The organism is Maribacter sp. Hel_I_7, assembly GCF_000688315.1.
GTDB lineage: Bacteria > Bacteroidota > Bacteroidia > Flavobacteriales > Flavobacteriaceae > Maribacter > Maribacter stanieri.
In genome coordinates, this window is sequence record NZ_JHZW01000003.1 from 775,540 (window position 1) to 801,570 (window position 26,031).

Annotated in this window: 22 protein-coding genes; 8 read left to right on the forward strand and 14 right to left on the reverse strand. The window is 35.7% G+C overall.

Annotated elements, in window-relative coordinates:
- Window positions 1-56 precede the first annotated feature (56 nt).
- Window positions 57-920, reverse strand: a complete 864-nt coding sequence (locus P178_RS0114960) for an RNA polymerase sigma factor RpoD/SigA (protein ID WP_027066973.1) — start codon at window positions 918-920, stop codon at window positions 57-59.
- A 172-nt stretch (window positions 921-1,092) separates the two neighbouring features.
- Here P178_RS0114960 and P178_RS0114965 point away from each other — a divergent pair, with 172 nt between their 5' ends.
- The 5 genes from P178_RS0114965 (at window position 1,093) to P178_RS0114985 (ending at window position 8,131) form a co-directional block, all read left to right on the forward strand.
- Complete coding sequence (locus tag P178_RS0114965) at window positions 1,093-1,602, forward strand: DUF6155 family protein (RefSeq protein WP_027066974.1); 510 nt, start codon at window positions 1,093-1,095, stop codon at window positions 1,600-1,602.
- A 4-nt stretch (window positions 1,603-1,606) separates the two neighbouring features.
- Window positions 1,607-2,536: a 2-hydroxyacid dehydrogenase gene (locus P178_RS0114970; protein ID WP_027066975.1), complete on the forward strand. Its 930-nt coding sequence runs from the start codon at window positions 1,607-1,609 to the stop codon at window positions 2,534-2,536.
- A gap of 96 nt (window positions 2,537-2,632) precedes the next feature.
- Window positions 2,633-4,144, forward strand: coding sequence for a DEAD/DEAH box helicase (locus P178_RS0114975; RefSeq protein ID WP_027066976.1), 1,512 nt, complete (start codon window positions 2,633-2,635; stop codon window positions 4,142-4,144).
- A gap of 164 nt (window positions 4,145-4,308) precedes the next feature.
- The gene (locus tag P178_RS22175) at window positions 4,309-6,519 is read left to right on the forward strand and encodes a hypothetical protein (RefSeq protein WP_155941656.1); all 2,211 of its coding nucleotides are present in this window, start codon (window positions 4,309-4,311) and stop codon (window positions 6,517-6,519) included.
- A 364-nt stretch (window positions 6,520-6,883) separates the two neighbouring features.
- Window positions 6,884-8,131 (forward strand): glycosyltransferase, encoded by a 1,248-nt coding sequence (locus tag P178_RS0114985; RefSeq protein ID WP_027066977.1) that lies wholly within the window; start codon window positions 6,884-6,886, stop codon window positions 8,129-8,131.
- Between the two features lie 15 nt (window positions 8,132-8,146).
- Here P178_RS0114985 and P178_RS0114990 read toward each other — a convergent pair whose 3' ends face one another.
- Complete coding sequence (locus P178_RS0114990) at window positions 8,147-9,487, reverse strand: hypothetical protein (RefSeq protein ID WP_027066978.1); 1,341 nt, start codon at window positions 9,485-9,487, stop codon at window positions 8,147-8,149.
- A gap of 277 nt (window positions 9,488-9,764) precedes the next feature.
- Between P178_RS0114990 and P178_RS22720 the strand changes: the two genes are divergently transcribed.
- Window positions 9,765-11,384, forward strand: a complete 1,620-nt coding sequence (locus tag P178_RS22720; RefSeq protein WP_051638328.1) for an IPT/TIG domain-containing protein — start codon at window positions 9,765-9,767, stop codon at window positions 11,382-11,384.
- 391 nt (window positions 11,385-11,775) lie between these two features.
- Window positions 11,776-13,347, forward strand: coding sequence for an IS1182 family transposase (locus P178_RS22185; RefSeq protein WP_036145646.1), 1,572 nt, complete (start codon window positions 11,776-11,778; stop codon window positions 13,345-13,347).
- A gap of 95 nt (window positions 13,348-13,442) precedes the next feature.
- Here the strand turns inward: P178_RS22185 and P178_RS0115005 are convergent, their stop codons facing one another.
- From P178_RS0115005 to thiM, 8 genes are all read right to left on the reverse strand, one after another.
- Window positions 13,443-13,871, reverse strand: a complete 429-nt coding sequence (locus P178_RS0115005; RefSeq protein WP_027066979.1) for a hypothetical protein — start codon at window positions 13,869-13,871, stop codon at window positions 13,443-13,445.
- Between the two features lie 136 nt (window positions 13,872-14,007).
- Entirely contained in the window at window positions 14,008-15,021 is a 1,014-nt protein-coding gene (locus P178_RS0115010; RefSeq protein WP_027066980.1) for an NAD-dependent epimerase/dehydratase family protein, read from the reverse strand.
- A gap of 63 nt (window positions 15,022-15,084) precedes the next feature.
- Window positions 15,085-15,654: a Crp/Fnr family transcriptional regulator gene (locus tag P178_RS0115015; RefSeq protein WP_027066981.1), complete on the reverse strand. Its 570-nt coding sequence runs from the start codon at window positions 15,652-15,654 to the stop codon at window positions 15,085-15,087.
- 132 nt (window positions 15,655-15,786) lie between these two features.
- Window positions 15,787-16,974, reverse strand: a complete 1,188-nt coding sequence (locus P178_RS22725) for a TlpA family protein disulfide reductase (protein ID WP_027066982.1) — start codon at window positions 16,972-16,974, stop codon at window positions 15,787-15,789.
- Between the two features lie 539 nt (window positions 16,975-17,513).
- The gene (gene thiD, locus P178_RS0115025; RefSeq protein ID WP_027066983.1) at window positions 17,514-18,326 is read right to left on the reverse strand and encodes a bifunctional hydroxymethylpyrimidine kinase/phosphomethylpyrimidine kinase; all 813 of its coding nucleotides are present in this window, start codon (window positions 18,324-18,326) and stop codon (window positions 17,514-17,516) included.
- A complete protein-coding gene (gene tenA, locus P178_RS0115030) occupies window positions 18,314-18,967 on the reverse strand; it encodes a thiaminase II (protein ID WP_027066984.1) in 654 nt (217 codons plus the stop codon). Before tenA ends, thiD begins: the two co-directional genes overlap by 13 nt.
- Entirely contained in the window at window positions 18,946-19,587 is a 642-nt protein-coding gene (gene thiE / locus P178_RS0115035; protein WP_027066985.1) for a thiamine phosphate synthase, read from the reverse strand. The genes tenA and thiE overlap by 22 nt, the downstream gene beginning before the upstream one ends.
- The gene (thiM, locus tag P178_RS0115040; protein WP_027066986.1) at window positions 19,580-20,371 is read right to left on the reverse strand and encodes a hydroxyethylthiazole kinase; all 792 of its coding nucleotides are present in this window, start codon (window positions 20,369-20,371) and stop codon (window positions 19,580-19,582) included. The genes thiE and thiM overlap by 8 nt, the downstream gene beginning before the upstream one ends.
- Before the next feature lie 210 nt (window positions 20,372-20,581).
- Here thiM and P178_RS0115045 point away from each other — a divergent pair, with 210 nt between their 5' ends.
- Window positions 20,582-21,604 carry a hypothetical protein gene (locus P178_RS0115045; RefSeq protein WP_155941657.1) on the forward strand — a complete coding sequence of 341 codons (1,023 nt, stop codon included), beginning with the start codon at window positions 20,582-20,584 and terminating at the stop codon, window positions 21,602-21,604.
- Window positions 21,605-21,645: 41 nt separating this feature from the next.
- Here P178_RS0115045 and P178_RS0115050 read toward each other — a convergent pair whose 3' ends face one another.
- From P178_RS0115050 to P178_RS0115065, 4 genes are all read right to left on the reverse strand, one after another.
- Window positions 21,646-22,752 (reverse strand): polysaccharide lyase family 7 protein, encoded by a 1,107-nt coding sequence (locus P178_RS0115050; RefSeq protein WP_027066988.1) that lies wholly within the window; start codon window positions 22,750-22,752, stop codon window positions 21,646-21,648.
- Window positions 22,753-22,886: 134 nt separating this feature from the next.
- Complete coding sequence (locus tag P178_RS0115055) at window positions 22,887-23,933, reverse strand: hypothetical protein (RefSeq protein ID WP_027066989.1); 1,047 nt, start codon at window positions 23,931-23,933, stop codon at window positions 22,887-22,889.
- 158 nt (window positions 23,934-24,091) lie between these two features.
- Window positions 24,092-25,045 carry an NAD(P)-dependent alcohol dehydrogenase gene (locus P178_RS0115060; protein WP_027066990.1) on the reverse strand — a complete coding sequence of 318 codons (954 nt, stop codon included), beginning with the start codon at window positions 25,043-25,045 and terminating at the stop codon, window positions 24,092-24,094.
- 21 nt (window positions 25,046-25,066) lie between these two features.
- Complete coding sequence (locus P178_RS0115065) at window positions 25,067-25,999, reverse strand: carbon-nitrogen hydrolase family protein (RefSeq protein WP_027066991.1); 933 nt, start codon at window positions 25,997-25,999, stop codon at window positions 25,067-25,069.
- Window positions 26,000-26,031: the final 32 nt, after the last annotated feature.

Here is a 26,031-nt window from a genome sequence, read left to right on the forward strand (position 1 = left end):
AAAAGAAAGCGCCCGTACAAACGGGCGCTTTCTTTTTTTTAAAACAATTGTTATATCTAGCCTAAATAGGTCTTAAGTAACTTACTTCTAGAGGCATGACGTAATTTACGTATAGCCTTTTCACGTATTTGTCTCACACGCTCTCTTGTTAAATCGAACGTTTGTCCAATTTCTGCTAAAGTCATTGACTGCTGATCACCAATACCATAATACAATTTAACTACATCTGCCTCTCTTGGAGATAATGTATCTAAAGCTCTATTAATTTCTGTATTTAATGACTGTTGTAATAAAACATTGTCCGGTCTTGGAGATTCACCTGAACGTAATACGTCATATAGGTTAGAATCTTCGCCTTCACGTAAAGGTGCATCCATAGATACATGTCTACCTGAATTCTTAAGTGATTGTTTCACTTCAGAAACCGTCATTTCTAATTCTTTTGCAATTTCTTCTGGAGAAGGTGGGCGCTCATGTGCCTGTTCTAAGTAAGAAAATGTCTTTTTGATTTTATTAATTGAACCAATTTTGTTCAACGGTAAACGAACTACTCTAGATTGTTCTGCTAAAGCTTGTAATATAGATTGTCTGATCCACCAAACGGCATAAGATATAAACTTAAATCCTCTTGTTTCATCAAATCTTTTTGCTGCTTTAACTAACCCTAAATTTCCTTCATTAATTAAATCTGGTAATTTAAGACCTTGATTCTGATATTGTTTTGCTACGGAAACCACAAATCTTAAGTTGGCCGTGGTTAACTTTTCCAAAGCTGCTTGACTACCTTCACGAATCTTCTGTGCTAGTTCTACCTCTTCATTCGCAGTAATCAAATCAATTTTACTGATATCTTGCAAGTATTTATCCAGTGATTTTGACTCACGATTCGTTACCTGCTTGATAATCTTTAGTTGCCTCATATGTGTGTATGGAATTTAGAAGTTGTACAAGTTTACAGTATACCGCTTTTTATCCTAATATCCTAATGTATTTCACTAATGTTGTACAGTATTTATTAGCTTTAACAAAGCTTTAAGCATTTAGGACGTTATATTTCGATAGCTTATTTTTGAACTTAGACAGTTATTTAATATGAGTAAAAGAGCCCTAAAAACATATATCTCCAAACTTCCTAAAAAGGCATTGGAAGAACAAATAGTGGAGCTTTACGAAAAATTCCCTGCCGTAAAAACATATTACGATTTTGCGTTTAACCCTAAGGAAGATAAATTGGTACAAGATGCCAAGGCAAAAATATCTAACGAATACTTTCCCTTAAAACGTAGAAGACCTAAAGCAAGACGTTCTGTGGCACAGAAATTCTTGAAGCATTTTATAAAGTTGGGCGTAGACCCTCATCTTGTAGCAGATGTTATGTGTTACAATTTAGAAATTGCTCAGACCTTTTCTATGGAGAAAAATGTGGCAGACTCTTTTTACCGTAGTATGCTAAACTCATTTAACGAAGTCATACAGTATACCACTGTACAAGGTATTTTTCCTGAGTTTAGAGAACGTATCTTAAAAATATATACAGAAACACAAAACCAAAAATGGCTTTTAGAAGATGAATTCTCTAAAGCTTTGGATATTATAGATTAGCAATATGGCAATAGTTATTATAAGACAAGATTCTAAGATTGAATTGTGGAAAAACGCTTTACAAAAAGCGGACAGCTCTTTAAAGGTGTATAGCTATTTAGAAGACCACCCAAAAGATGAGATTACTATGGCGGTCATTTGGAAACATCCGGCTGGTTCGCTGGCAGTTTATCCCAATCTAAAATGTATTGCTTCTGCCGGGGCAGGGGTAGATTATATATTTGAAGATGATACCCGTCCAAAAAATATCCCTATCACCCGTATCGTTGATCCGTTTTTGGCCGGCGATATGTCCGAACATGTGCTTGCCGTAATCTTCGCACACCTAAAGAATTTAAACGCTTACAAATTAGATCAAGTTGCCAATGTTTGGGAACCTAAAGATTATCTACGAATTAAAGATGTTACTGTTGGTATTTTAGGTCTTGGGGAACTAGGTTCACTTACCGCAACCGACCTTAGCAAATATGGTTTTAATGTGCAAGGGTGGAGCAGAAGCAAAAAAAATATTGATGGGGTGCAAACTTTCTTTGGTGAAGACCAACAGCAAAAATTTCTAGCTTCTACAGATGTTTTGGTATGCTTGTTACCGTTGACACCTGCTACCCAGGGTATTTTGAATACATCTTTAATGTCTCAACTTCCAAAGAACGCCTATGTGATAAACGTAGCCCGTGGCGGACATTTAGTGGATGAAGATCTGTTGGAGTTATTGGATTCCGGACACTTATCCGGTGCTTGTTTAGATGTGTATCATACAGAGCCATTGCCTACAACACATCCTTTTTGGAATCATAAAAAAGTACACATGACTCCCCATTATGCCAGTGTATCAGATACCAATTCTGTAATGCCACAGATTGTAGATAACTATAAAAGGTTAATTTCTGGTAAGAAATTACGTCATCTGGTAGATTCTGACAAGGGATATTAATATTGTGTTTTTAAAGTTTTTTATTTCCTAGACCCATAAAAATCACATAATTTTATAAGGTTTTTGCATTATTAATCTATTTAAGCCTACCACCTTTTGAAATTACAGAAAGAGACCGTTGAGAAAACCTTATATGATTATCAAGAGGAAGATCTACATGCTATTTTTAAGTATCTAGATGAGAATGGGGATAATTCTAACTTACTATACCAATTACCTACTGGTGGTGGTAAAACTGTGGTATTCTCTGAAATTGCCAAGCGCTATATTGCAAAGACCAATAAGAAGGTAATTGTACTTACCCACCGTATAGAATTAAGTCAGCAGACTTCTAAAATGCTGAACGGCTTTGGAGTTAAGAACAAGATTATAAACAGCGAAGTAAAAGAATGGCAAGACCAAGACGAGTTCATGTGTTTTGTAGCTATGGTAGAAACGCTGAACAACCGTCTACAAGAAGAGAAGATTGAAATAAACAATATCGGTCTTGTTATTATAGATGAGGCACATTACAACTCTTTTCGAAAACTATTTAAGTTTTTTGAAAATTCCGTTATTCTTGGGGTTACCGCAACACCGTTGAGTTCAAATATTAAGCTACCCATGAAAGACAACTATAAAAAGTTGATTGTGGGCGAGTCTATAGATTCCTTGATTCAAAAGAAGTTTTTGGCCAAAGCGAATATGTATAATTACGATGTAAGTCTGCAAACCCTTAAACTGGGTATTAGTGGAGATTATACCGTAAAATCTTCCGATGAATTATACGGTAACCATAGTATGCTGAATAAACTGGTGGCTGCCTATAATGAAATAGGAAAAGGAACCAAGACTCTTATATTTAATAATGGTATAAACACCTCTAGGTACGTATGCGAAACGTTTAAGAAGGCTGGGTATAATATTCGTCATCTCGACAATAAGAACAATGCAAGTGAACGTAAAGAGATTTTAAAATGGTTTAAAGAAACGCCCGATGCCATATTAACATCGGTAAGTATTTTAACTACTGGTTTTGATGAGCCTAGTGTAGAAACCATTATTCTAAACCGTGCAACACGCTCACTTACCCTATATTTTCAAATGATCGGTCGTGGGTCTAGATATTTGCCACATAAAGAGGAATTCAATGTTATTGATATGGGGAACAATGTTGCCCGTTTTGGTCTGTGGAATGCAGGTATCGATTGGCAAGAGATTTTCCACTTCCCAGATTTCTATTTGGAAAATATAAAGAACGATGAAGAGATAGAACGTGAATTCGTTTATGAAATGCCGGCAGATTTACGCGCCGAATTTGCGAATTCTACAGATATTGATTTTGACATTAAAGCGGAATACAAAAAGAGTTTTGCTAACGGAGAGAAATCTAAACTGGTGCTTGAAAAAAGTATAGACCAGCACGCAAAAATTTGTGTAGAGAATTCTGAAGATGTTTTTGATGCCCGTATTCTGGCCAAAAAACTAAAAGAGGAAATTAAATACCGTGTACGCCAATATTCATATTGTATTATGAACAATACAAAGAACTACAAAGAATGGCTAGAGGAAGATTACGAACGAAAATTACGTTCTAAAATCTCTAAGATGTTCGCAGCTAAGATGTGATTTTTACGGGGATTAGGTATTGAAAATTAATGTTGATCTAATTGTCAATTCTTTATTCTAGGGCGGTGTTTATTATTGGATGTTGAAAAATGTCCAGACCATGATTAATAACCACATAACATGGTTAAATTCATGTGCTAGAACCACTAGAACATTCCCTACCAATGAAGAATCGCTTATTTACCCTTATTTTAATTCTAACTCTTGTTTTTTATGCTATTGTCGGTTATCATTTTTTAACCGGTTGGCACCCCATTATAATGATGATCTTTGCCATTTTTTTAGGTCTGGTAATTAACTTAAGTGTATTCACATTACTTAACCTCATTGGCAAAGGACTAAAAAGTATTCAGCTAAAATCTATTACTGCAATTCTAAGCGGTATTGTAGTTTTTATCATTTTAAAGTATGTTGGTTTTGGCTGGCCAATAGTATTCTATAGTGGCATAATTACTTTAGGGATTCTATTTTGTATCGCCATTTATAGATTTCAATTAAAAAGATCATTTCGATCAAGCGCCTTTCTTCTCATAATGGGAATTGGTGTTGGCTATGTATTATTAATTTTAGCTGGATCCGGTGCTGATCCTTATGAAAAAGAAGTCCCGCTAGCTTTTTCAACTAATACTAATTTTCTCCCCTCGGAAGCGACTTTAGATAACCCTGCTGCTTTAGGTCCTTATACCGTTAAGACATTTACGTATGGTAGCGGTACCGATGAACAACGCGAAGAATTTGCTACGGGAATTACTTATAAAACCAATACTGTAGATGCCACATGGTTGATTCCCGACTGGATCGATAAAAAGAAGAAATGGCGTGAACGCTATTGGGGATTCGGTGCAGAAAACTTTCCATTAAATGGTAGGGTTTATATGCCCGAGGGTGACGGTCCATTTCCGTTAACTTTAATCGTGCATGGCAATCATAGCATGATAGATTACTCTGATGATGGCTATGGATATCTCGGCGAATTATTGGCAAGTAGAGGTATTATAGCAGTGTCGGTGGATGAGAATTTTTTAAACGGACATTGGTCTGGAGATTTTAGGGGTAAAGAAATGCCCGCTCGTGCATGGTTACTTTTAAAGCATTTAGAACAATGGAGAAATTGGAATACAGAAGAAGGACATGAGCTATCCAAAAAAGTAGATATGGAAAATATTATGCTAGTTGGTCATTCTCGTGGTGGCGAAGCAGTTTCTATTGCAGCAGCTTATAATCCGTTGCCCTATTTTCCTGATCAAGCAAAACAGACATTCGATTTCAATTTTAATATCAAAGGGGTGGTTGCACTTGCACCAACGGATTATAGATATGACCGAAAAATTATATTGAACAACATCAATTTCTTGAGTATACAGGGTTCTTATGATGCAGATGAAGTGAGTTTTTGGGGTATGAGACCCTATCGTCGTTTGCAGTATACAGATTCTATTTCCAGATTTAAATCTGGGGTATATATTCACCATGCCAATCATGGTCAGTTTAATTCCACGTGGGGAAATTCAGATTTTGGAGCCCCATCCAAATGGTTATTGAACTTAAATCCGTTATTAAAAGAAGAACAACAACAAGAAGCCGCTAAAGTATTTATTAGTGCTTTTGCGGAAGCCTCTTTAAAAAACAATCAAGAATACCGTACACTATTTAAAGATGTTTCTATAGCGAAGCAATGGTTGCCCGTAGAACATTATTTAACTTCTTTTCAGCCATCTAATTTTCATACTATTGCTGATTTTGAAGAAGATTTAGATGTTACTACAGCAAAAGATGACACAAAAATACAAACGAGCCATTTAGCACTTTGGAAAGAGCAAAATCTACCAACTCGAGATAAAGGAAGCCAAGAAAACAATGCTGTTATTCTTGGATGGGATGCCGAAACTTCTGCTAGTTCTTCGGATATGGGTGTTTATGAATTGATGCTCTCGGCTAATGATGCTAGTGCGTTTACAACAAATTCAACATTACAATTTACGTTGGGTGCAGGAAATCATGAATGGTTAGATATCAATTTAACCGAAGCGCAAAAAGAAGCAAAGAAAGATGAAGATAAACGCGAAGTGCCACAGCTAGATTTCACTATTCAACTAACCGATGCATCTGGACACACAAGTGCTATGAAAATTAATGAGATTAAAGGCATTACCAAACAGTTAAAGACAAGGTTTACCAAATTCAAATTCTTGGATAAAGATATGATTGGAGAAGATTGGGAAGTGCAATTACAGACCTACCATTTACCAATGCAACGCTTTATAACCGCTAACCCTGAGTTTGCCGCGAAAGATGTAGCATCCATTAAATTTATTTTTGATCAAACGGATTATGGGGTAGTGGTACTTGATGAAATAGGGGTTTCGGGAAGTTAGTTGTTGGTTGTTCGTCATAGCGCGGCTATTTGTTTCTTCGGGACACACCTACATACTATGTAATGAATGGTCGGTTCAAGTGAATTTCGAGGTATTAGAAATTAGTATCGAGAGCCTATTTGTGTACCAAAGGTTCTCGATACAACTTTTTGGTTTTCGCTATGCTACAACTAAAAAGCCACTCGAACTGACAGAGGTACTAAAACGTACTTATTTACAAGGATTCAACAGATTGCTACGTCGCGAAAAACTCCTCGCAAAGACAGAATTAAAACTGAGTACTGCTAACTGAAACTGCCTACTGATACTAAAAACTTGTCAACCAACAACCAATTCCCGTACTTTGTACTTAATACTTCGGACTTTGTACTTAAAGAAAAATACCCAAACCCTTCTCGTAATAGCACTTGTATGGCCAGAACCTGCTTCTACGGCCGCGGGAGTGCGAATGATGCAATTGTTAGAAGTATTTAAAAAGCAAGGCTATTCCATAACCATTACTTCTGCCGCATCTAAGTCGGAGTATTCTGCGGATGTTGAACTTTTAAGTTACAACTCGCAGGATATAAAAATGAACGATGCTTCGTTTGATGTATTTGTAAAAGATTTGAATCCTGCTGTGGTGTTGTTTGATCGTTTTTTGACCGAAGAACAATTTGGGTGGCGTGTGGCTGAAAACTGCCCAAATGCTTTACGGATTTTAGATACCGAAGATTTACACAGCCTTCGTCATGTGCGTGAACAATGTTTTAAAAAAGATATTCCGTTTACTACAGATGCATGGTTGATAAATGATAAAACCAAACGGGAAATTGCGAGTATTTACCGTTGTGATCTGTCTTTAATTATCTCTAGCTATGAATTAGAATTATTGACCGATGTTATTAAAATAGATGAAAGTCTATTGTTGTTACTTCCTTTTATGGTCGATGAGATTACCGATGACACCAAATGGAACTCATTTAATGAGCGAACCGATTTCATTTTCATTGGTGGCGGAAAACATGCACCCAATATAGATGCGGTTAAATGCTTAAAAACCACTATTTGGCCATTAGTTCATAAACAATTGCCCGATGCCAAATTACATGTGTATGGTGCTTACTTGCCTCAGCAAATTTTAGAAATGCATAATCCTGTAACCGGATTTCTAGTAGAGGGCAGGGCAGTAGCTGTTGATGATGTTATGAGTACCGCTAAGGTATGCTTGGCTCCCTTACGTTTTGGTGCCGGCATTAAAGGGAAATTGATTTCTGCAATGCAAAATGGTACGCCTAGTGTTACTACGACCCTTGGTGCAGAAGGCATGGCCGGCATTTTGGATTGGAACGGTTATATAGAAAATGACCACACCGCTTTTGTTGCAGCAGCAGTTCGTTTATATACAGTGAAAGATACCTGGCAACAATCACAAAACCAAGGAAAAACTTTGATCAATACGCTGTACGCTAAAACAAGTTTAGAAAGTGTATTTCTAGAGAAAGTAATACAACTTCAAAAAAACCTGACCCATCATAGAGCACAAAACTTCACCGGATCTTTATTACAACACCAAACTATGACCGCTACCAAGTTTATGGGGAAATGGATAGAGGAGAAGAATAAGGTATAATATTTAAATTTGAATCTAATTTTTTACACTAATTATTTCTTTATCTAAAAGAAAATCTGGGTTATGTTCTTCATACTTGGCATCAATATATTCTAAATAACTATATTCATGTAAATAGAATGAACTTCCTTGGTAATTAAGATTATTAATTTCTAAATTAGGATATCTATTTAAAATTTCCTCAGGTAATTCGTAATTATAACCGTAATAATATTTTCCTTGGTTTAAATTCCAGTTAACTTCTACATAGTCTACATCTTTAGTTCCTACGGAAGATTGGAAGTGGTGACTTTGTCTGTTGAAACTATTAGATGAAGGTCCATTATATTGAAAATTATTTATAGCATCATTAGTTACATCTACATTCCAATAGTCAATATCCGCTAATTGAAATCCAACGGGTCTATCACCATATTTTAAATATAGATAATCGAAATTACCATTTGTGTAATTTAAAGTAGTTATATATTTATCGAGAGTATTTAAATATCCTAAATTGATATTGTTTGAGGTTATTTTTTTATTATCAAAGGGTAACAATAAATTTAAAAGATAACCACCTCCTTCATTGTAAGCTTGATTTTCTTCAAAACCAACAATATTACAGAAGTATTCGCCCCCATCAGGTAAGTATAACGGTACAATTTCGTCATAACTTTGTAATTCTGAACTATTAAAAGTTATAGTTTCACCATCGGTTAGGTCATCCAAAAATTTATATTTTGCATCTCCATTAGTATCATAAATAGAAAATAAATAACGATTCTCTTGATAAAGAGGAATGTTCTCAAATTCGATATTCGTAACCTGATTTACTGTAGTTTCACTAGAACCGCCTGATAAAGTAGATCCATATTTATTTGATAAAGTATAGGAAGCTGGAGAATTCAAATTGTTAGCATTAATTTTTAGTGCACCTATAGCATTTCCCCTTGATGTAAAATTTACTGGAGTTCCAGATACTAAATTCCATATAGAACCGTCACTTACAGAAGAAAATGTTGAAATACTTATATATGTATTTCCTTCATAATTTCGAACATTAATTAAACTGATATTATTATCATGAATAGCGGTTGTCATAGGTTTTTCAAAATGTACAGAAGCTCCATTGTCTATTTGGATATAGTCTAAAACATCACCGTTATTGGCATCATTTACAACTAACCAAGATTCGCTATTTTCAGAATAATAATTATTATCTACGTTTAAAGTAAAATAAATTTCATTTTCAATAGGTTCTTCTTCCGTAGGATTTTCTGATTCCGGTTTTGACACAACAGGTTCTGATGAATCTGAGGAACAAGAAATGACAACAAATATAATTGGAATTAATACTAGAATAATTTTTTTCATAATAACCAAACGGAACTATTATAAATATATTGGTTTGCTATAAATCTCAACTGAATTTAGCCATTTTTGTAATATAATATTAGCTTATTTTCTACCATAGCACCAAACAATGACCGCTACCAAGTTTATGGGTAAATGGATAGAGGAGAAGAATAGTGGATAATAATTTTATGGAAAATTATAATTTGAGGGTAGTGGCTAATACTAAGTTATTTTAATAACAATATCTAAATAATGATGTCGTTTGAAATAATATCTTTTAAAAAACTGATATTACATGAAAAATCTATTTAGAACAATCTTGATCATTTTAATCATTTTACCAATGAGTTGTGGTAAAGAAGAAGATTCTAGTGATCCAGAAATTTTGAAAAGTGATGAAAAGTCTATAATCAGTTTTAGTTTTGAAAAAGCAAATAATAGTGTACTAGATAGCAGCCTGTTTGCTGTTGTGAATGAAAATGAAGGAACTATAACAATAAATGCACCCAACGGATTGGACGTTTCTGAGCTTGTGCCAACGATTGAAATTTCAGAATTTGCCTCAATTAACCCAACTGGTGTGCAAAATTTTAATTCTGATGTTACTTATACAGTAACGGCTGAAGATAGTACTACAAAAGATTATATAGCCAAATTTTTGTATGAAGAAATTACCATTGATTCTATGGAACCAACCAATGGACCAAAAAATACTATTGTAACATTTACGGGTGATAACTTTGGAACAAATATTGAAAATATACAAGTCTTTTTTGATGATATTGAAGCTGAAGTACAGCAAGTTAATCAGACCTCTATTACAACTGTATTACCACCAAAGGCATATTCTGGAATAGTCAAAATTATAATTGGTGAACAAGAATTTGATGGTTTCGTTTTTGATTATGAAATTTCTGATGTAAACGTCAGTATCATTACTGGCAGTATTGATAGTGGCTTTGTTAATGGAAGCGCTAGTATTGCCCAGTTTTCAAGACCTAATGATATTACCGTAGGTGTAGATGGTAATCTATATGTATCGGACACAGGAAATAATAGTGTCAGAAAAGTAACTTATGAATTTATAGATAATTTATTAGCAGGCATTTCAGTTACTACACTAGCAGGCAACGGCAATTACGGATTTGCCAACGGCTCTGGACAAGATGCTCAGTTTGATGCGCCAGTGGGGATAACATCAGATAGTAACGGAAATATTTATGTAGCAGATTTATTTAATAACAGTATTAGAGCTATAACGCCTTCTGGAGAAGTAACTACATTACTTGATTTAAACAGCTCAGAACTTATTCCCATTTTAGGTCAAAATTTCTCTTTTAACCCAGATGGTTTAGCAATAGATGATGAAGATAATTTATATATAACTGAACGTTCAAGTCACAGTATTTTAAAGGTTGCTTTTTCAGGTGAAATTAGTAGGATTGCCGGAGATGGTACTTCAGGATATGTAGATGGTAATGGAACATCTGCAAAGTTTTCTTACCCGAAGGATATTGCTGTAGATTCTAATGGAAATCTTTATGTTACCGATAACGGTAATAATGTTATTCGTAAAATAAGTACTTCTGGGGATGTAAGCACATTTGCTGGTAGCACAGTTTCTGGTTTTTCAAACGGAACTGGAGCTATTGCAAGCTTTAATTATCCTCAAGGGATAACTATTGATTCCCAAGACAACCTTTATGTAGTTGATGTAGGAAATCATAGTATTAGAAAAATTGATATGTTAGGATCTGTAACAACTTTGGCGGGCAATGGTATTTCCGGATTTACTTCGGGGATAGGTAGCCAGGCCATGTTTAATCAACCTAGAGGTATATCTATAGATACTAATGGGAATTTATATGTTGCTGATAGTGGTAATAATAGCATTAGACTTATTACACAAGAATAGAAAGAGAATAATTTTATACCAGTATATAGGCAAGCATCTAGATATATCTAATTGCTTGCCTTTTAAGATATTTATTTACATCAACCAGTGCCAAAAAGTTTATAGGTAAATGGATAGAAGAAAAGAATAGAGGGCAGTTGGTGAGTTTCGTTATCGCTTGAGCTAAGCGTAGTGCGGAGGCAAGGAAACTTTTCGTTTCCGTCTGCGCACGAAGCTAAAGCTTATTGTTTAGTTTTATTTTTTACTTGTCCAAAGCTAAATCCATAAGATTTAGCGACTTTATAAATATACACAGACCTTCAGAACTAGCCCTAAAGTCCGCATTACGTTTAGGTTTTGTGCCTGTTGCACAAGTCCTTGATAAAAATACTGTTTTTGCTTAACTTTAGCTATGCAGGGAAAAAAGGATTACCAGGAAAAATTGTTCGCCCGTTTCCAATTGAGCGAGCGTATACCTAAGAACAATTTCTACAGGCGTTTAAAAGAGGTTCTGGACTTGGATTTACTCTATAATCTGACCAAAGGCTATTACGGTGAGAGTGGTCAAAAGAGCATAGACCCCGTGGTCTTCTTCAAGCTTTGCCTTGTGGGCTACCTGGAGAACATCATCAGCGACCGTAAGCTTATCGCCCATTGTTCGATGCGCTTGGATATTCTTTTTTTCGTAGGCTATGACATTGACGAGGAACTTCCCTGGCACAGTACCATAAGCCGTACCCGTCAACTTTTTCCTGAATCGGTATTTGAAGAAGTATTCACCAATGTCTTGAGTATGTGTGTAGAAAAAGGGATGGTTTCCGGTCATACTCAAGCAATAGATTCTGCCCCGGTAAAGGCTAATGCGAGTATGGATACATTGGAGCTGAAGGTGCCCGAAGAGGAACTTGACGAGCATTTACGGAAGGTACGTGCTATCAGCGCCATGGACAAGGAAGTGCCACACCGCAAGAGCAAGGGCGACAGGTCGGATAAGGGGCAGCGTAGCATCAGTGCCAACACTAAGGAACTTGGTGCTATAAAGGGCAGGAACAAAAAATGGGCGAAGGACCAGGATCAAAGACCTGGCGCCGGAAACAAGGGAGCGAAGTATACGAGCAACAAGACCCATTACAGTCCTACCGACCCCGATGCCAGAATAAGCGTAAAGCCGGGCAAGGCAAGAAAGCTGAACTACCTCAGTCAGTTGAGCGTGGATACCGCCCATCATGTAATTACCGATATCAGGGCGTACCATGCCGATGGCAAGGACAACCAGCAGTTACAGGATATCGTAAAGCGCCTACAGCGGCGCCTATGGCAGCAGGGCTTCGTTTTTGAGAACTGCGTGGCCGATACGGGCTATAGCAGTGGCGAGAACTATGCCTTTTTGGAAAGCAGGGGGCTGAAGAGCTTCATACCCGCCCACGGAACGTTCAAGGGAGGTCCCGATGGTTTCGTTTATGACCAGGGGACGGACAGCTACCGCTGTCCCCAAGGGAAAACGATACCGTTCACCAAGGAGTTCAGGGATTACCGCACGGGAACAAGAAAGAAGGAATACCGGGCAAGAAAGCATATCTGCACCGGGTGCCCGATACGCAGTAGCTGTCTGGGCAAAAGCGCACAGGAGAAGAAGTTCGGCGTTACCTATTACCGGGCGGAATATTTTCGTAACATCGCACGGGTGGAGAGCCCACTGGGGCGGTATATGAAGGGCAAGCGACAGAGTACGGTAGAGCCCGTTTTTGGTACCCTGACCCAGTTCATGGGACTGAGGAAGATAAATACCGTCGGGCTCGCACAGGCGAACAAGGTGATGCACCTCTCGGCGATCGCCTACAACCTCAAAAAGTACCTGAAATTTGAAAAGAAACGCTCCAAAAGTGGGGCGGGAAGGCTTGCTTTTACGGTTTTCGTAAAAAGCATGGTTCATTACCTGAAAAGCACTTCTCCGGCGCACCGAAAATTCACGCTCAACTTCTAGCTTAGCATAAAAAAAGCCCCTTGAAGAGGCTTATATCGATAGTAATTATTTCTAATTATAGGCTAGTGCAACGGTTACTTTTGTTGTAACAAGTTTTATTTTTCACGTGATGCTCTTTTCCATTCTTTAAGTCCAATTACATCTTTGCGAATCTTTTTTAGCCATTTTCTTCCGTTTTTTTCGGTCAGATAATCGAATACTTTAGAGTTATATTTAATAGTACATTTTTCAGAAGCCATTATACAACCAAAGTCGTAAAAATAGATTCCGTATTTGCGTTCAAATGACTTATCAGATTTGTAAGAAATAGGTGCAACTCCGCCTTGCAGAAATAAGAAAACTATTCCATTTGCAAAATCCGATTCAATCCATCCGTCAATTTCTTCACATGTATTCTGATTAGCAAGATTTATGCGCACAGCCGTACTATTATTTAGCTGTTCATCAGTTAGCTTTCGATTTTGTCCGAAAGTAAATGATGAGATTAAAATCAAAATAAATGGTATGTAAATTTCTTTTTTCAAATTTGTTACAACGAGGAGCTAAGAGGAGTTTCAATTCCTTTTAGCGGATGATAACGAAGTTCGCTTTTTGTAAAATTGTGCGCAAACACTTACAACCAGACTTGTAAGAAGTTATTAACGAATGGGTTAATACAATTTAGATTGCATTATGTTCTTTCCAGTCGTTTTTTAAATACGTAAGCGCATCTTCCAAAGCCTTTATAGAAGATTTAGGGTTAAAGCCTAATTCTTCTCTAGAGTTACTAATATCATAGTCTTGTTTTAAACCATAAAACATATCTAAGTAATGTCGTTGCAACAAGGGTTCTTTACCGGTTAGCTTACTGCTAAATTCCATTAACCCAGCTACACCATACAAAAGCCATTTAGGTACTTTTTTAGGCATTTTTAACTTTAGTTCTGGGTATAGATCTGCTGCAATTTTTACACTCTCTTGTAAGGTAGTATGTGTTTCATTCGCTAAAATATAGCGCTCGCCATCCCTGCCTTTTGTCATGGCATTATACATACCTAATGCAACATCTTTTACATCTACCCAATTTAAGGTTACACTAGTATCTACAGGTATTTCCCCATTTAATACTTGTAGTACCAAATTGTTAGAATAACTAAGTTTAAACGCTATTGAACCAACCATTGCAGAAGGTAAAACCAAAACCGTTCTAATACCGTATTTTTTACCTAAAGCTATTGCTAGTTTATCGGAATCATTCTTAGAATTAAAATACCAGTTTCTTCGATCTTTATTATAGCCATTAGCTACATTGGCGGGTAACTTGGTGAAATCTAAACTGGCTACAGAACTAACGTATACAATATTCTGTACGCCACATTCCTTAGCGACATCAAAAACGTTTTGGGTTCCTTGTATGTTGTTATCATAAATTTCAGATTTTGGGTCTTTTGCCCACATACTAAAATTAGCCGCTACTGCGTATACATTGGTGACCCCTTCAAATGCCTTTCTTAAAGAGGCTTTATCAGTTATATCTGCCTGTACAATCTCACAGTCCAACCCTTTAAAAGGTGCGGTATTATTCGTATTTCTAACGGTTGTTCTAACCTTTTGATTATTGGCAAGTAATAATCGTATTAAGTTGTTTCCTAAATGTCCGGTACCGCCTGTTACTAATGATATCTCTTTGCTCATACTATTTTTGAATTTTGCTTAGGCAAATTTCCGTGACTTTTAATTGGTAAGAAATAACATTTGTTAGAAAGCGATTTGTTTTCTAATACGACTTAGCGATTGCGGTTCCATTCCTAAAAAGGAAGCGATATTATCTATTGATACATTTAAAGCTAATGTTGGGTACTGATGTACAAATTTTTGGTACCGCTCTTTTGCAGTTAAAATCTGAAAGTCTTTTACACGTTCTAGTTTACAATTTAAATGCTCATTGGTGACTTCTTTTACAAATATTGCCCAGAAACTGGTCTCTCTTTGTAACAGATCAAAGTCCGGCTTTGCTATTTTTACAAGGGTGGCAGCGGTTACAGTTTCGTAATAATCCATTGACGGAGTCTCTGTCATAAAACTCTCTAGCGATGTAAAGAAATCTTGCTCTGCTACGAGATGCTGAACAACTATTTTTCCGTCAATATTCTGATATCCCTTTACAATACCGGTATCTAAGAAATAAATATACCGTTCTACTTTTCCTGCTTCTAAGAGAATGGTTTGCGCAGGAACTTTTTCCGACACGGAATACTTTTTGATCAGATCAATATCCGTTTGCGAAATGGTTGCTCTTGACCGTATGTAGTTAATTAGATTTTCCATTGTTGAAAACGAAGTTCGTTTTTTACAAATCTCAAAGCAAACACATATAGCCGTACTTCTAATTAGTTATTAACGATGGGACTTATTGCTTCCATATAAATGGTCTGAGAAGTTTTTTGGGTAAAATGCTTTTTACTTTTTAAAATGATTTTTAACCAAATCCATTAAATCTTCTCCGTGAATATTCTTAGCTATGATGACACCATTTTCATCAAGAATAAAATTAGCTGGAATTGTACGAACACGAATTTTCTTCAAAAAAGGTGCATCATCTCCCTGCAGATCCGATGTTTGGTACCAACGATCTGCGCCATCGCGTTCTGCCGCTGCTTTCCAGCTTGCTTCATCACTTTCTAATGCATAGGCAACTATTTGTAAACCCTGGTCGTGATATTCATCCCATAGCGGTACTAAAACTTTACGGTTCTCTAACCTACAAGGAGCACACCATGATGCCCACAAGTCTATAATTGTGAGCTTTTTACCCAAGACTTCTTTCAAGTGTAGCGTTTCTTGTGTTAACATAGGAAGAATGAGATTAGGAAATTCGTCTCCTATTAAAACAGGTAAGTTTTCCGGCTCACTTAATTTACAAAGCTGTTGCACCCAAGGATTATTAGATTGTTTTTTATTCCACTTTTCACATTGATTCACTAAAAATTCAGGCACACGTTCATAATCATTCTCTGGACTTACCCATCTTGTCGCTACCACCGCAGGCAGAAGGTGTTGCGTGGTATCTGCAAAATTCATTAATGCTGTCTTATATTGTAAAATAGCATGTTCTTTTTCCATTAATTCATTGCCTTCTTCTATTTGCCAATGCTTTTCTGCAAGATAAGTTTGGTAAGCTTTCGCTTTAATATCTCTTAAGGCTAACAAAGCATTATTTATTTCTGAAGGGTTTTCTATTTTAAAACTCTTTTGAAATTCATCAACCCTAGCTGTAATATGAAGCGGTTCTCTAGATTTTAAAACAATAGGCATATAATTAGCCCTATTAGAATCATCATTTTGTAAATAATTTCCAGCTTTTCCTGTGGGCTGCACGGCTAATTCTAACAATACAGTTTCTTTATTTTTAGGTACGTTGCGGAACTCAAAGCTACCATCAGTTTCTACTATAGCAGAATCTATGACTTTCCCTAAGTAAGAAGCTGCAACCTGTTGTAACGTTTCAGGTTCAATTAAATAAACTTTTATGTCTTCCTTTTCTATACCTTCTAATCTTCCTGATATATCCGCAGGAGCATTACAAGCTATTAAGTTAAACCCTATTACAAGTAGGCAGGTGATAATTTTTAAGGGTGTTTTTGACATTAGTTTTTGTTCTGTGGAAATTTAATAGCTCAATTCCCTGATATCGTATTTAAACTTGTTTTCATTAAATCTAATTGCAATTTACCTTTTGGATGTTTGTAATACTGGCAACTATTTATTTGAGATACGTTCACTTCTTACTTTTCAAGGTAATTGTAATTATATCTAAAAACAATCTCAGAATAGAAAATAGCAGTATACCTAAAAATAGCATGAACAGAAAGAATGTAAAATAATGTACTGTACTAAGAAAGTAATCTATGGATTTTATCATAACATAATAGATTCCACATAATGAAACATAAGAAATTATAAATACACTTTGCGATATCTTTCTTTCAACAATTAATTGTTTAATGAAATTGGAAAATGAATAGGAAGAGAAAACGTTCAATAACATTATGAATACAAATAGTACTATAAAATAACCAGAGCCTATTTTATAATTCAAGACTTTACGTGCGTCTAAAACAATAGCGATTACAATTGAAATCGTAAACAGGTACAATGCTATTTTTAGGCAAGGGTTTTTCATTTAATTATAACCCAAAATGATTAATAGGTCCGTTGCCTTGACCTAAGGTTTTATGTTTGCCAGCTACAATTGCCTTATTGACATAGTTGCAACCTTTTGTAATAGCACTAAGCATAGGTTCTCCTAAACTTAAATAAGCGGCAATGCTTGAAGAAAGGCTACAACCCGTACCGTGAGTATTGTCTGTATGCACTCTTGGGTTTGTTATAATGCTTACTTTTCCTGTGTTATTATCATAAAATACATCGGTCATTATGATGGTATAGTCATTTATATGTCCGCCTTTTAACAATACAGAAGTTTGAAACTGTTCTCCGATGCTCTTTGCCATGACTTGCATATTATCTTGAGTGATAGCTTTGTCAATCAACAGTTCTGCTTCTGGAATATTAGGAGTGATCAAACTTACTTTTGGTAATAAATTCTTTAAACAAGTAATGGCATCATCGGTAATTAATTTATGTCCGGATGTGGTGACCATCACAGGATCTAGAACTATGTTATTAAGTCCATATTCACCTAATTTAACCTGAACTACTTTTATCACTTCACAAGAATGCAGCATGCCAATTTTAACCGCTCCGAATTGAATATCGCTAAGTACGGCATCTAATTGTTTTTCGATATGTGAAATGGGTATGGCGTGAATATCGGTAACGCCTTTTGTATTCTGTGCCGTAGTTGCTGTAATTACCGTAGCCGCGTAGGCACCACAGGCACTAATACTTTTAATATCTGCTTGTATACCTGCACAACCACCAGAATCGCTACCGGCAATAGACAAGACACTGTTGTAAGGTGTTTTTATATCTTCCATGCTTCTTTATTATAGGCGCTATCCCAAAACATCCACTCTAATTTTGATGCTTTTACGAACGCTTCTTCCATCTTTTGCAATACATCATCAGATGCATTTGCAGCGTATGTATTAGTAATCGCTATAGCTTGGCTAACCGAAGCAGCAAACGCCTCGCCACCGTAAGTATCAATCCAATCTTGATATCGATTATCATTTTTGTTCGACTGATTTTCTAATATATAATCTCCAATTTCTTTGTAAATGGTAAAACAAGGTAGTACAGCTGCCAATGCTTCTTCTACCGAATGATTTGTTACGATACGACTTAAGTAACTTGTATACAGTTCGCAAGTAGGAGAGGGCTCATGTGCTAACTGATTATCTTTTAGAAAAATTTGATGTAGGGCATTCTCAACATTGATTATCCCTGTAGCAGAATCTAGAAAAAACTGGGTATCGTCTACATGCTCGCATTTGATACCCACAGTTGCCAATACCTTTTTATATTCCGCCAGATACATCGCATCTTGATTGATATAAAACTGAAAAACATCGGATGGGAGCGAACCGTTCATCAACTCTGTAATAAAGGGTTGTTCTTTGATGGCTTCCAGAATATGATCCGTTTTTTCTCTTGCTAGTTGGTACCAGTCTTGCATAATATATTTTTAAGTTCTCTTGATGCTTCTTCAGGATTATCTGCCTTAGAAATTGCCGATACTATGGCGATTCCGTCTGCTCCATGATCCATCAAATCTCTTGTGTTGTTTTTGTTAATTCCGCCAATACAAACAATTGGTTTTGCATATAATTGGCGTATTTCTTTCAATCCGGCAATACCTAGTGGTTTTGCTAAATCGATTGTTTTTGTATTCGTAGAAAAAATAGGGGAGATGCCAATATAATCTGCTGCCTGAGCATTAGGCTGCTCGGCTTGTTCTTTATTACTTACCGATAGTCCAATAATCTTACTATTACCTAATAATCTACGTGCAACGGCATAAGGCATATCTGTCTGACCAATATGTACACCGTCTGCATCTATAGCCAAAGCAATATCCAATCGATCATTAATTAGTAATGGAGCATTATATTTCTCACAGATTTCTTTACATCGTACTGCACGCTGGTAAAAAGTCTGTGTATCGCACGTTTTCTCCCGTAACTGAATAATAGTAGCTCCGCCTTTTAAGCTGGCTTCCAGAATATGGAAAAAGCTATTATCATCTTTTATGCTGTCATCGGTAACATACATTAAAGCGTAGTCTACTTTAGGCATTTGTTTTCACTTTAGCTGCTAAAACATCTGGAGTAATTTCATATAAACAATCAATAAAGTTCATCTGAAAACTACCAGGGCCTGAAGATTTTTCATTTGCTAAATCTCCTGCTACGCCCATAATTGCCATTGCCGCAGTAGCTGCCAAATGCGCATTTTCTTCCACACCTAAACATGCACCTACCATTGCGGTTGCCGTACAGCCCATACCTGTAATTTTTGCCATCATAGGGTTGCCATTTTCTATTTTACTAACGGTATCTCCGGTTATGATGTAATCGGTTTCACCACTAACAACAACGGTGTTATTGTATTTCTTAGCCAAAAGTGTAGCGCCTTCAATAGCATCTTGAGTATCCATTGTACTATCTACACCTTTTGTAGAATTGGTCAATTTTGCCAATGCCATAATCTCAGAAGCATTACCACGAATTACATTTGGCGTGGCAGCTTTCATAATCATTTGGGCAACTTCTGTTCTATATGCAGATGCACCTACGCCAACTGGATCAAATACAAATGGCGTATTAGTTTTCTTTGCTTGCTCTGCAGCCAAGAGCATACTTTTTACCCATTTCTCGCTTAACGTTCCCATATTAATAACAAGAGAGGAAGAAATGGTTACAATATCCTCAACCTCTTCAAGAGCATGCGCCATTACGGGTGATGCGCCAACGGCTAACAATGCATTTGCTGTGTTGTTCATTACCACGTAATTGGTAATATTATGAACTAGTGGGCTCTTGGTTCTAATTTGGTTTAATACGGAGGCAAAACTGCTCATTGTAATAATTAAATTTATGTTGGTTGATTTATTTTAAACTGAATCAACTAAGTTCGATAATTTCAAAAAAATAGAAAACAATATCTTGTTACCATTGTGATAAGTTATTAACGTTGTGTAATAAATTCAAGTAAAATAAAGCCATTGATATTCCGTTAGCTTCTTCAGAATGGTTCACGTAAATTCGGACTAGTTAGAATAGCATTTAGTATGAAAAATATAGGAAAGAGTGTTTGTTTCATTTTAGCGATAATCTCAATGGCGTGTTCATCTAGTGATGATGCCACTGTAACTGCTCCAGTTGAAGCAATCCCTGAAGAGATTGCACCTGTAGAAACCTTAGATTTTGTAAATGCAGAGTTTGTTGCAGATATGCCTGTATCTCAATTTAATACGAGCTTTGTATATGATGATAAAATTTATGCTACAGTTGAAGATGAGACCTATGCTTTTGATATTGGATCAAAAACTTGGAGTCTATTAACCACAGATACAGATACTCCAAAGACAACTTTTGATATCGGTTTAAATTTTATACGTGATGGAAAATGGTATCGATTAATTAGGAAAGGACTTTTTGTATTTGATTTTGAATTAAATGATTGGGAGGTCATTAAATCATTTCCTTTATCAGATTTAATATATTCTATACAAGGGTATTACGTAGAAGCTGAAAATGCTGTTTATGTCTTAGACCAAATAAACCGAGCGGAAATCATCTACAAGTATGATCTTTTAACTAATGAATTAATGGAACACTCAACTTTTGATAATAATGCCGGCTGGTATCCCATATCTGAAAATGCATTTATAATAAACGACACGCGATATGTAGCTCATTTGAATGATTGGGAGGATATGGAAATATCTAAATTCAATGAAGATTACACGGTTTTTGAAACCATAAATGTATTAGAAACCGAAAACTATTTAGACGAAGGTGTTGCTTGCCAATTTGGTGATTATATCATTTTTGGATTAGGAGGAGTCCCCACTGGTGATGCTAATGGAAATATTACAAGAGACCCTTCAACGTTGAATTTTCATTACTATAATACAATTACGGATACCTTTGGTACTATGAACACCCCTTTTTACGAAAGTTGCAGAGATGCTCAATTAGTTACCTATAACAACGAATATTATCTAATTGGCGGACTTACTATAACTAATAACCGAACCGAATTTAGAAGTACTATTGAGAAGCTACAATTTGAAATTATAGCTCCTTAAATAGTTAACATGTAAAAAAATGCTTCTGTTTTGTGACTGAATTAATCATTTTTCGTGAAATAGCCTTCGTTAGATACGGCTGCATCACTAACCGATATGCTCGCGGTTTTAAACCAAACTTCTGCATAGTTACCATCTGCATATTGTTTTTGAATATCTCCACCATGGGTTTCTGCACCTGAGCACCAGTTTTTATTTATTTCTGGAGATTTACCATTTGTTTGGTTGTAAGCTCCCAGCTTAAAAAAACAACCTTCGCCAGTGTACGCTTCTTTACGTTCTACACCATCTTGACCAATAGGGAAAAATAATTTTCTGGTTTGCTCTGGAATACTAGCTTTCGTAGCATATTCAGATTCCAATAAGTTTTTTGTAAACGTTTTGGTCTCATGTCCGTCACTCATAAACTTCAAGCTCATGATTCCGTCTTTTACAACAACTTCATAGCTGAATTCTTCACCTAAAGCAATACCGTCTTCAGGCTCCGCCGGATAAGTGTTTTCACCAGTACCGACAACCGAAAAATCATTACCCCAAACAGCACTAGAGTAATCCCATCTTTTGGCATTATCCTCGCCAGCCGTATTAATTTCGTAATGCCAAAACACAGAACCTTTTGTCTGCCCTGGATATTTTTTGTAGAATATTTTCAATGGCTCATTCTCAAAGGCATCTGCACTATGAATTTGACCAACCACAACGGCATGTGTCGCTGCAACGCGAGCATCGCCCGTAGCAGATACATTCATAACTTTTAAAGTAGCGGTAAATTTATCATCTGCTGTTTTTGGGAACCATTTTTTAGTCTGGGCTAATTCTGTCCTCGTATTATTAGATGTACCGTGGGTATCACCTCCATTCGGAGCTTTAAAAACCACCCAATTCTCACCACCTTCATTTACAGTATAAAAGAAGTCTTTGTTCTCAAAATTATTGGCAATTCCTGCGTTGGTACCATCACCCAATATCAACTTCCAATTATCAAAAAAGGGAATGACATCGCTGGCATAAACCGTTTTATCCATTTGTTCTTCAACAGAACCGTTCTCAGTTGCAGAATCTACTTTTTTATTAGTGTTCTTACAGCTATTAAATGACAGACCTAACACTAAAAGAGAAGCTACTAATGTGATTGTATTTTTATTCATTTTTCTTATTATATAGGGGGATAAGTTATGAATAGTTTAAATAAATTAGCGAATATTAAATATTTATAATATAATTTATTAAAGTTGATATATTATTAGAATTCACTCCATGTAAACAACTGTGAAGAAATAGATTACTTCAATTGACTAATGAAATTTTTAATAGCTCTACCCACAAAATCTTTTTCTGAAACTATAAATCTATCATTAGTATTATTTTTTCTAAGAACAATTGTAAATAAATCCTTTTCATAATTAGACCCTCCAGAACTAAACGAGGGGCTAACATTGTCATTACCCATATTTTTTCTATAAGTTTCTGTTCCTGTAAATTTAGATTTAGATGAACTCATAAAAGAAGCACTGCCTTTTGTCATTTGGAGTTTGTAATCATATTTCTCATCTCCACCAGCAGCTTTATAACTATCGTAGTTCTTAAAATATGTATACTCAAAGGGATATTTTTTAATAGCGGATTTTAGATATAAATTCAAAATTTTAGGAGCATGGTATTCCTCTTTGATTGCACCTACAACGGCAAGTTTACTAGTTTCTAAATCGTCTGGTATTCTATGATTCTCTTCTTTAAATGAGATTCCGTCAATAATTGTATTTATATTATTTAATTCAAGAAGATAGCTTGACTCTTCTTGAGTTAAACTTAGTTTATTCACCAGTTCAGTATCATAAGTTTTGGAATCTATACCTTCATAATTAGACTTTAATTTTACTACTTCTTTCTCTAATTTTTTTATAATCGTACCTCTATAATCCGATGAAGAATTAATGAATCCTGGTTTTAAATTTAAAATCTCTTTTTTAGGATTTAAAATGTCTGGGTTTTTATTTGAATCATTTTCAAAATAGAATAAGTCGTAATCCGGTCCTTTGAAATGATGATATGTTAACAGAAAAATATATTTTACATCTTTATTTCGGATATCAAATTCAATTTCCTTCAAGGATATTTGACTATTAGTATGTAAATAATTTCCAACCAGATTAAATCCTTTCTCAATTATATTTTCTTTAAACCGTTCTAAGGTTTCCTCGCTATTATCAATAGAGGCTTGAGGATGAAAAATGAAAACGGTATTACTATCTAAAGCATCTTCAGGTAACTTTTGGGCTTGAATATTAAAGGCAATTAAAAATAAACAGGACAATAGTATTTTACTCATTATTATAGTATTAGGTTTAATGTAAGCTCACATTAAACGATATATAAAATAAGTTATTGTAAAATGAAATTGACTTAAATGGAACACAACTAATTAATTTACTTTTTTTGGAAGTCGTACATTATGCGTGTTGAAGTCGTTTTTGGTTTAGTTTAATTCTATTTAATTTCCCAAACCATAGCTACTTTTCCTCTTGTGCGCATTTGCTCAATAAAAGTGATAGCTTCAGGAATTTTAGTATACGGATATGTGTTTTCTAAATGGACTTTAATTTTACCTTCTTGTACTAAGGAAGCCAAGATATTTAGGTCGTCTGAATTGGCTTGTGCGGTAAATTGAGTCAACGGAAATTTGCTAATTGCATTACTCATTAAAACAGAAAACATATGTTTCATAGTAGTAAAACCGACCATTACACCTCTTTTACCCATTCTTTTGTAATCTGAATGCGTGAGGTTACCGTGGGTGTCAATTACCAAGTCGTAATTATCTTTATGCTGATGGATATTGGTTTTATCATATGCAATGATTTTATCTGCTCCCAGCGATTTTACAAAGTCTGTATTTCTTAAGGAACAAACTGCTGTAACTTTTGCTCCATATGCTTTTGCCAATTGCACTGCAAAATGACCTACACCACCAGAAGCTCCATTGATTAAAACCGATTCTCCTGCCTTTATTCTTCCATGTGTAATTAGTGCTTGGTACGCTGTTAGTCCGGCAACGGGAATACTAGCCATAATAGGGAAATCTATATGTTCAGGTATTTTGGCACATACCTCTGTTGGTACACAAGCATATTCTGCAAAAGCACCACCGCCCAACATTTCTCCAAACACGTGATCCCCAACTTTAAAGTCTTTTACACCGTTACCTATTTCCTTGATTATACCTGCAAAATCTGACCCCAATATAGGTTCCTTAGGTTTGAACAAGCCGAAAGATAACCGAGCAAAAAAAGGTTTCCCACGAAGAATATGCCAATCAGCAGGATTAGCGGAGTTCGCCATAACCTTCACCAAAATACTATGGTCTTTTACTGTAGGCATCTCAACTTCTTCTAGTTGAAGTACTTTCGGTCCGCCATAGGTTCTTTTAGTAAAAGCTTTCATTTTATGTAGTTATCAATGTGATTATAAAGTTTTCTTTTCAATTTTTATATCTGGCTGATTGTTGGCTTTAAACTCAAAAATATCGTTACGAGAATAATGACCAATGACATCAAAATCTAACTTTGCATGTACTATTTCATCTAAATCTATTTCTGCTATTAAAGCTCCTGCTTCATCAAACAATGGTCCTGCAATAACTTTACCCAATGGAGAAACAATAACACTGCCGCCACGACAAAGATTTTCCGGTTCATTTTCTACCAAATGCTGATATTTCTCTGGATACATAGATTTGGTATAATACTGATTGCAACCTAAAACAAAACACCTGCCTTCTAAAGCAATATGTTTCATGATAGATGTCCATTCTTCTCTTGAGTCCGCAGTAGGAGCAATATAGATTTCCACACCTTTTTGGTACATGGACATTCTAGCCAACGGCATATAATTCTCCCAGCAAATGAGTCCGCCCAGCTTACCAATTTTAGTATCGAAACTCACTAGGGACTTACCATCGTCTTCACTCCAAATGATACGCTCACTGCCTGTAGGTTTTATTTTTCGGTGAACACCCATAAAGCCGTCAGTAGGGGATATGTAAAGCATTGAGCAGAATAAACTGCCATTATTAGATTGTTTTTCTGTGATACCAACAACTAAATACACTTTCTCCGTCTTCGCAAGTTTTACTAATCTTTGGAGTTCTTCACCTTCTAAATCGAGACTATTTTTGTGATATTCGGTATAGATTTTTCTACCTTCTTCTGTTCTGCTACCAACAACAGCACCAAAAGAGAACCCTCTTGGATACCCAGGAATAAAGGATTCTGGGAATACAATTAATTCACAACCTTGCCTTGCATGGGTTTTTACAAGACTTTCTATTTTTTGAATAGTTTTTTCCTTGTCAAAAAAAACGGGACTATCTTGAATTAGGCAGACTTTTACTTTCATGTATACGGCAAATATTCACCGTAAGTTAACAA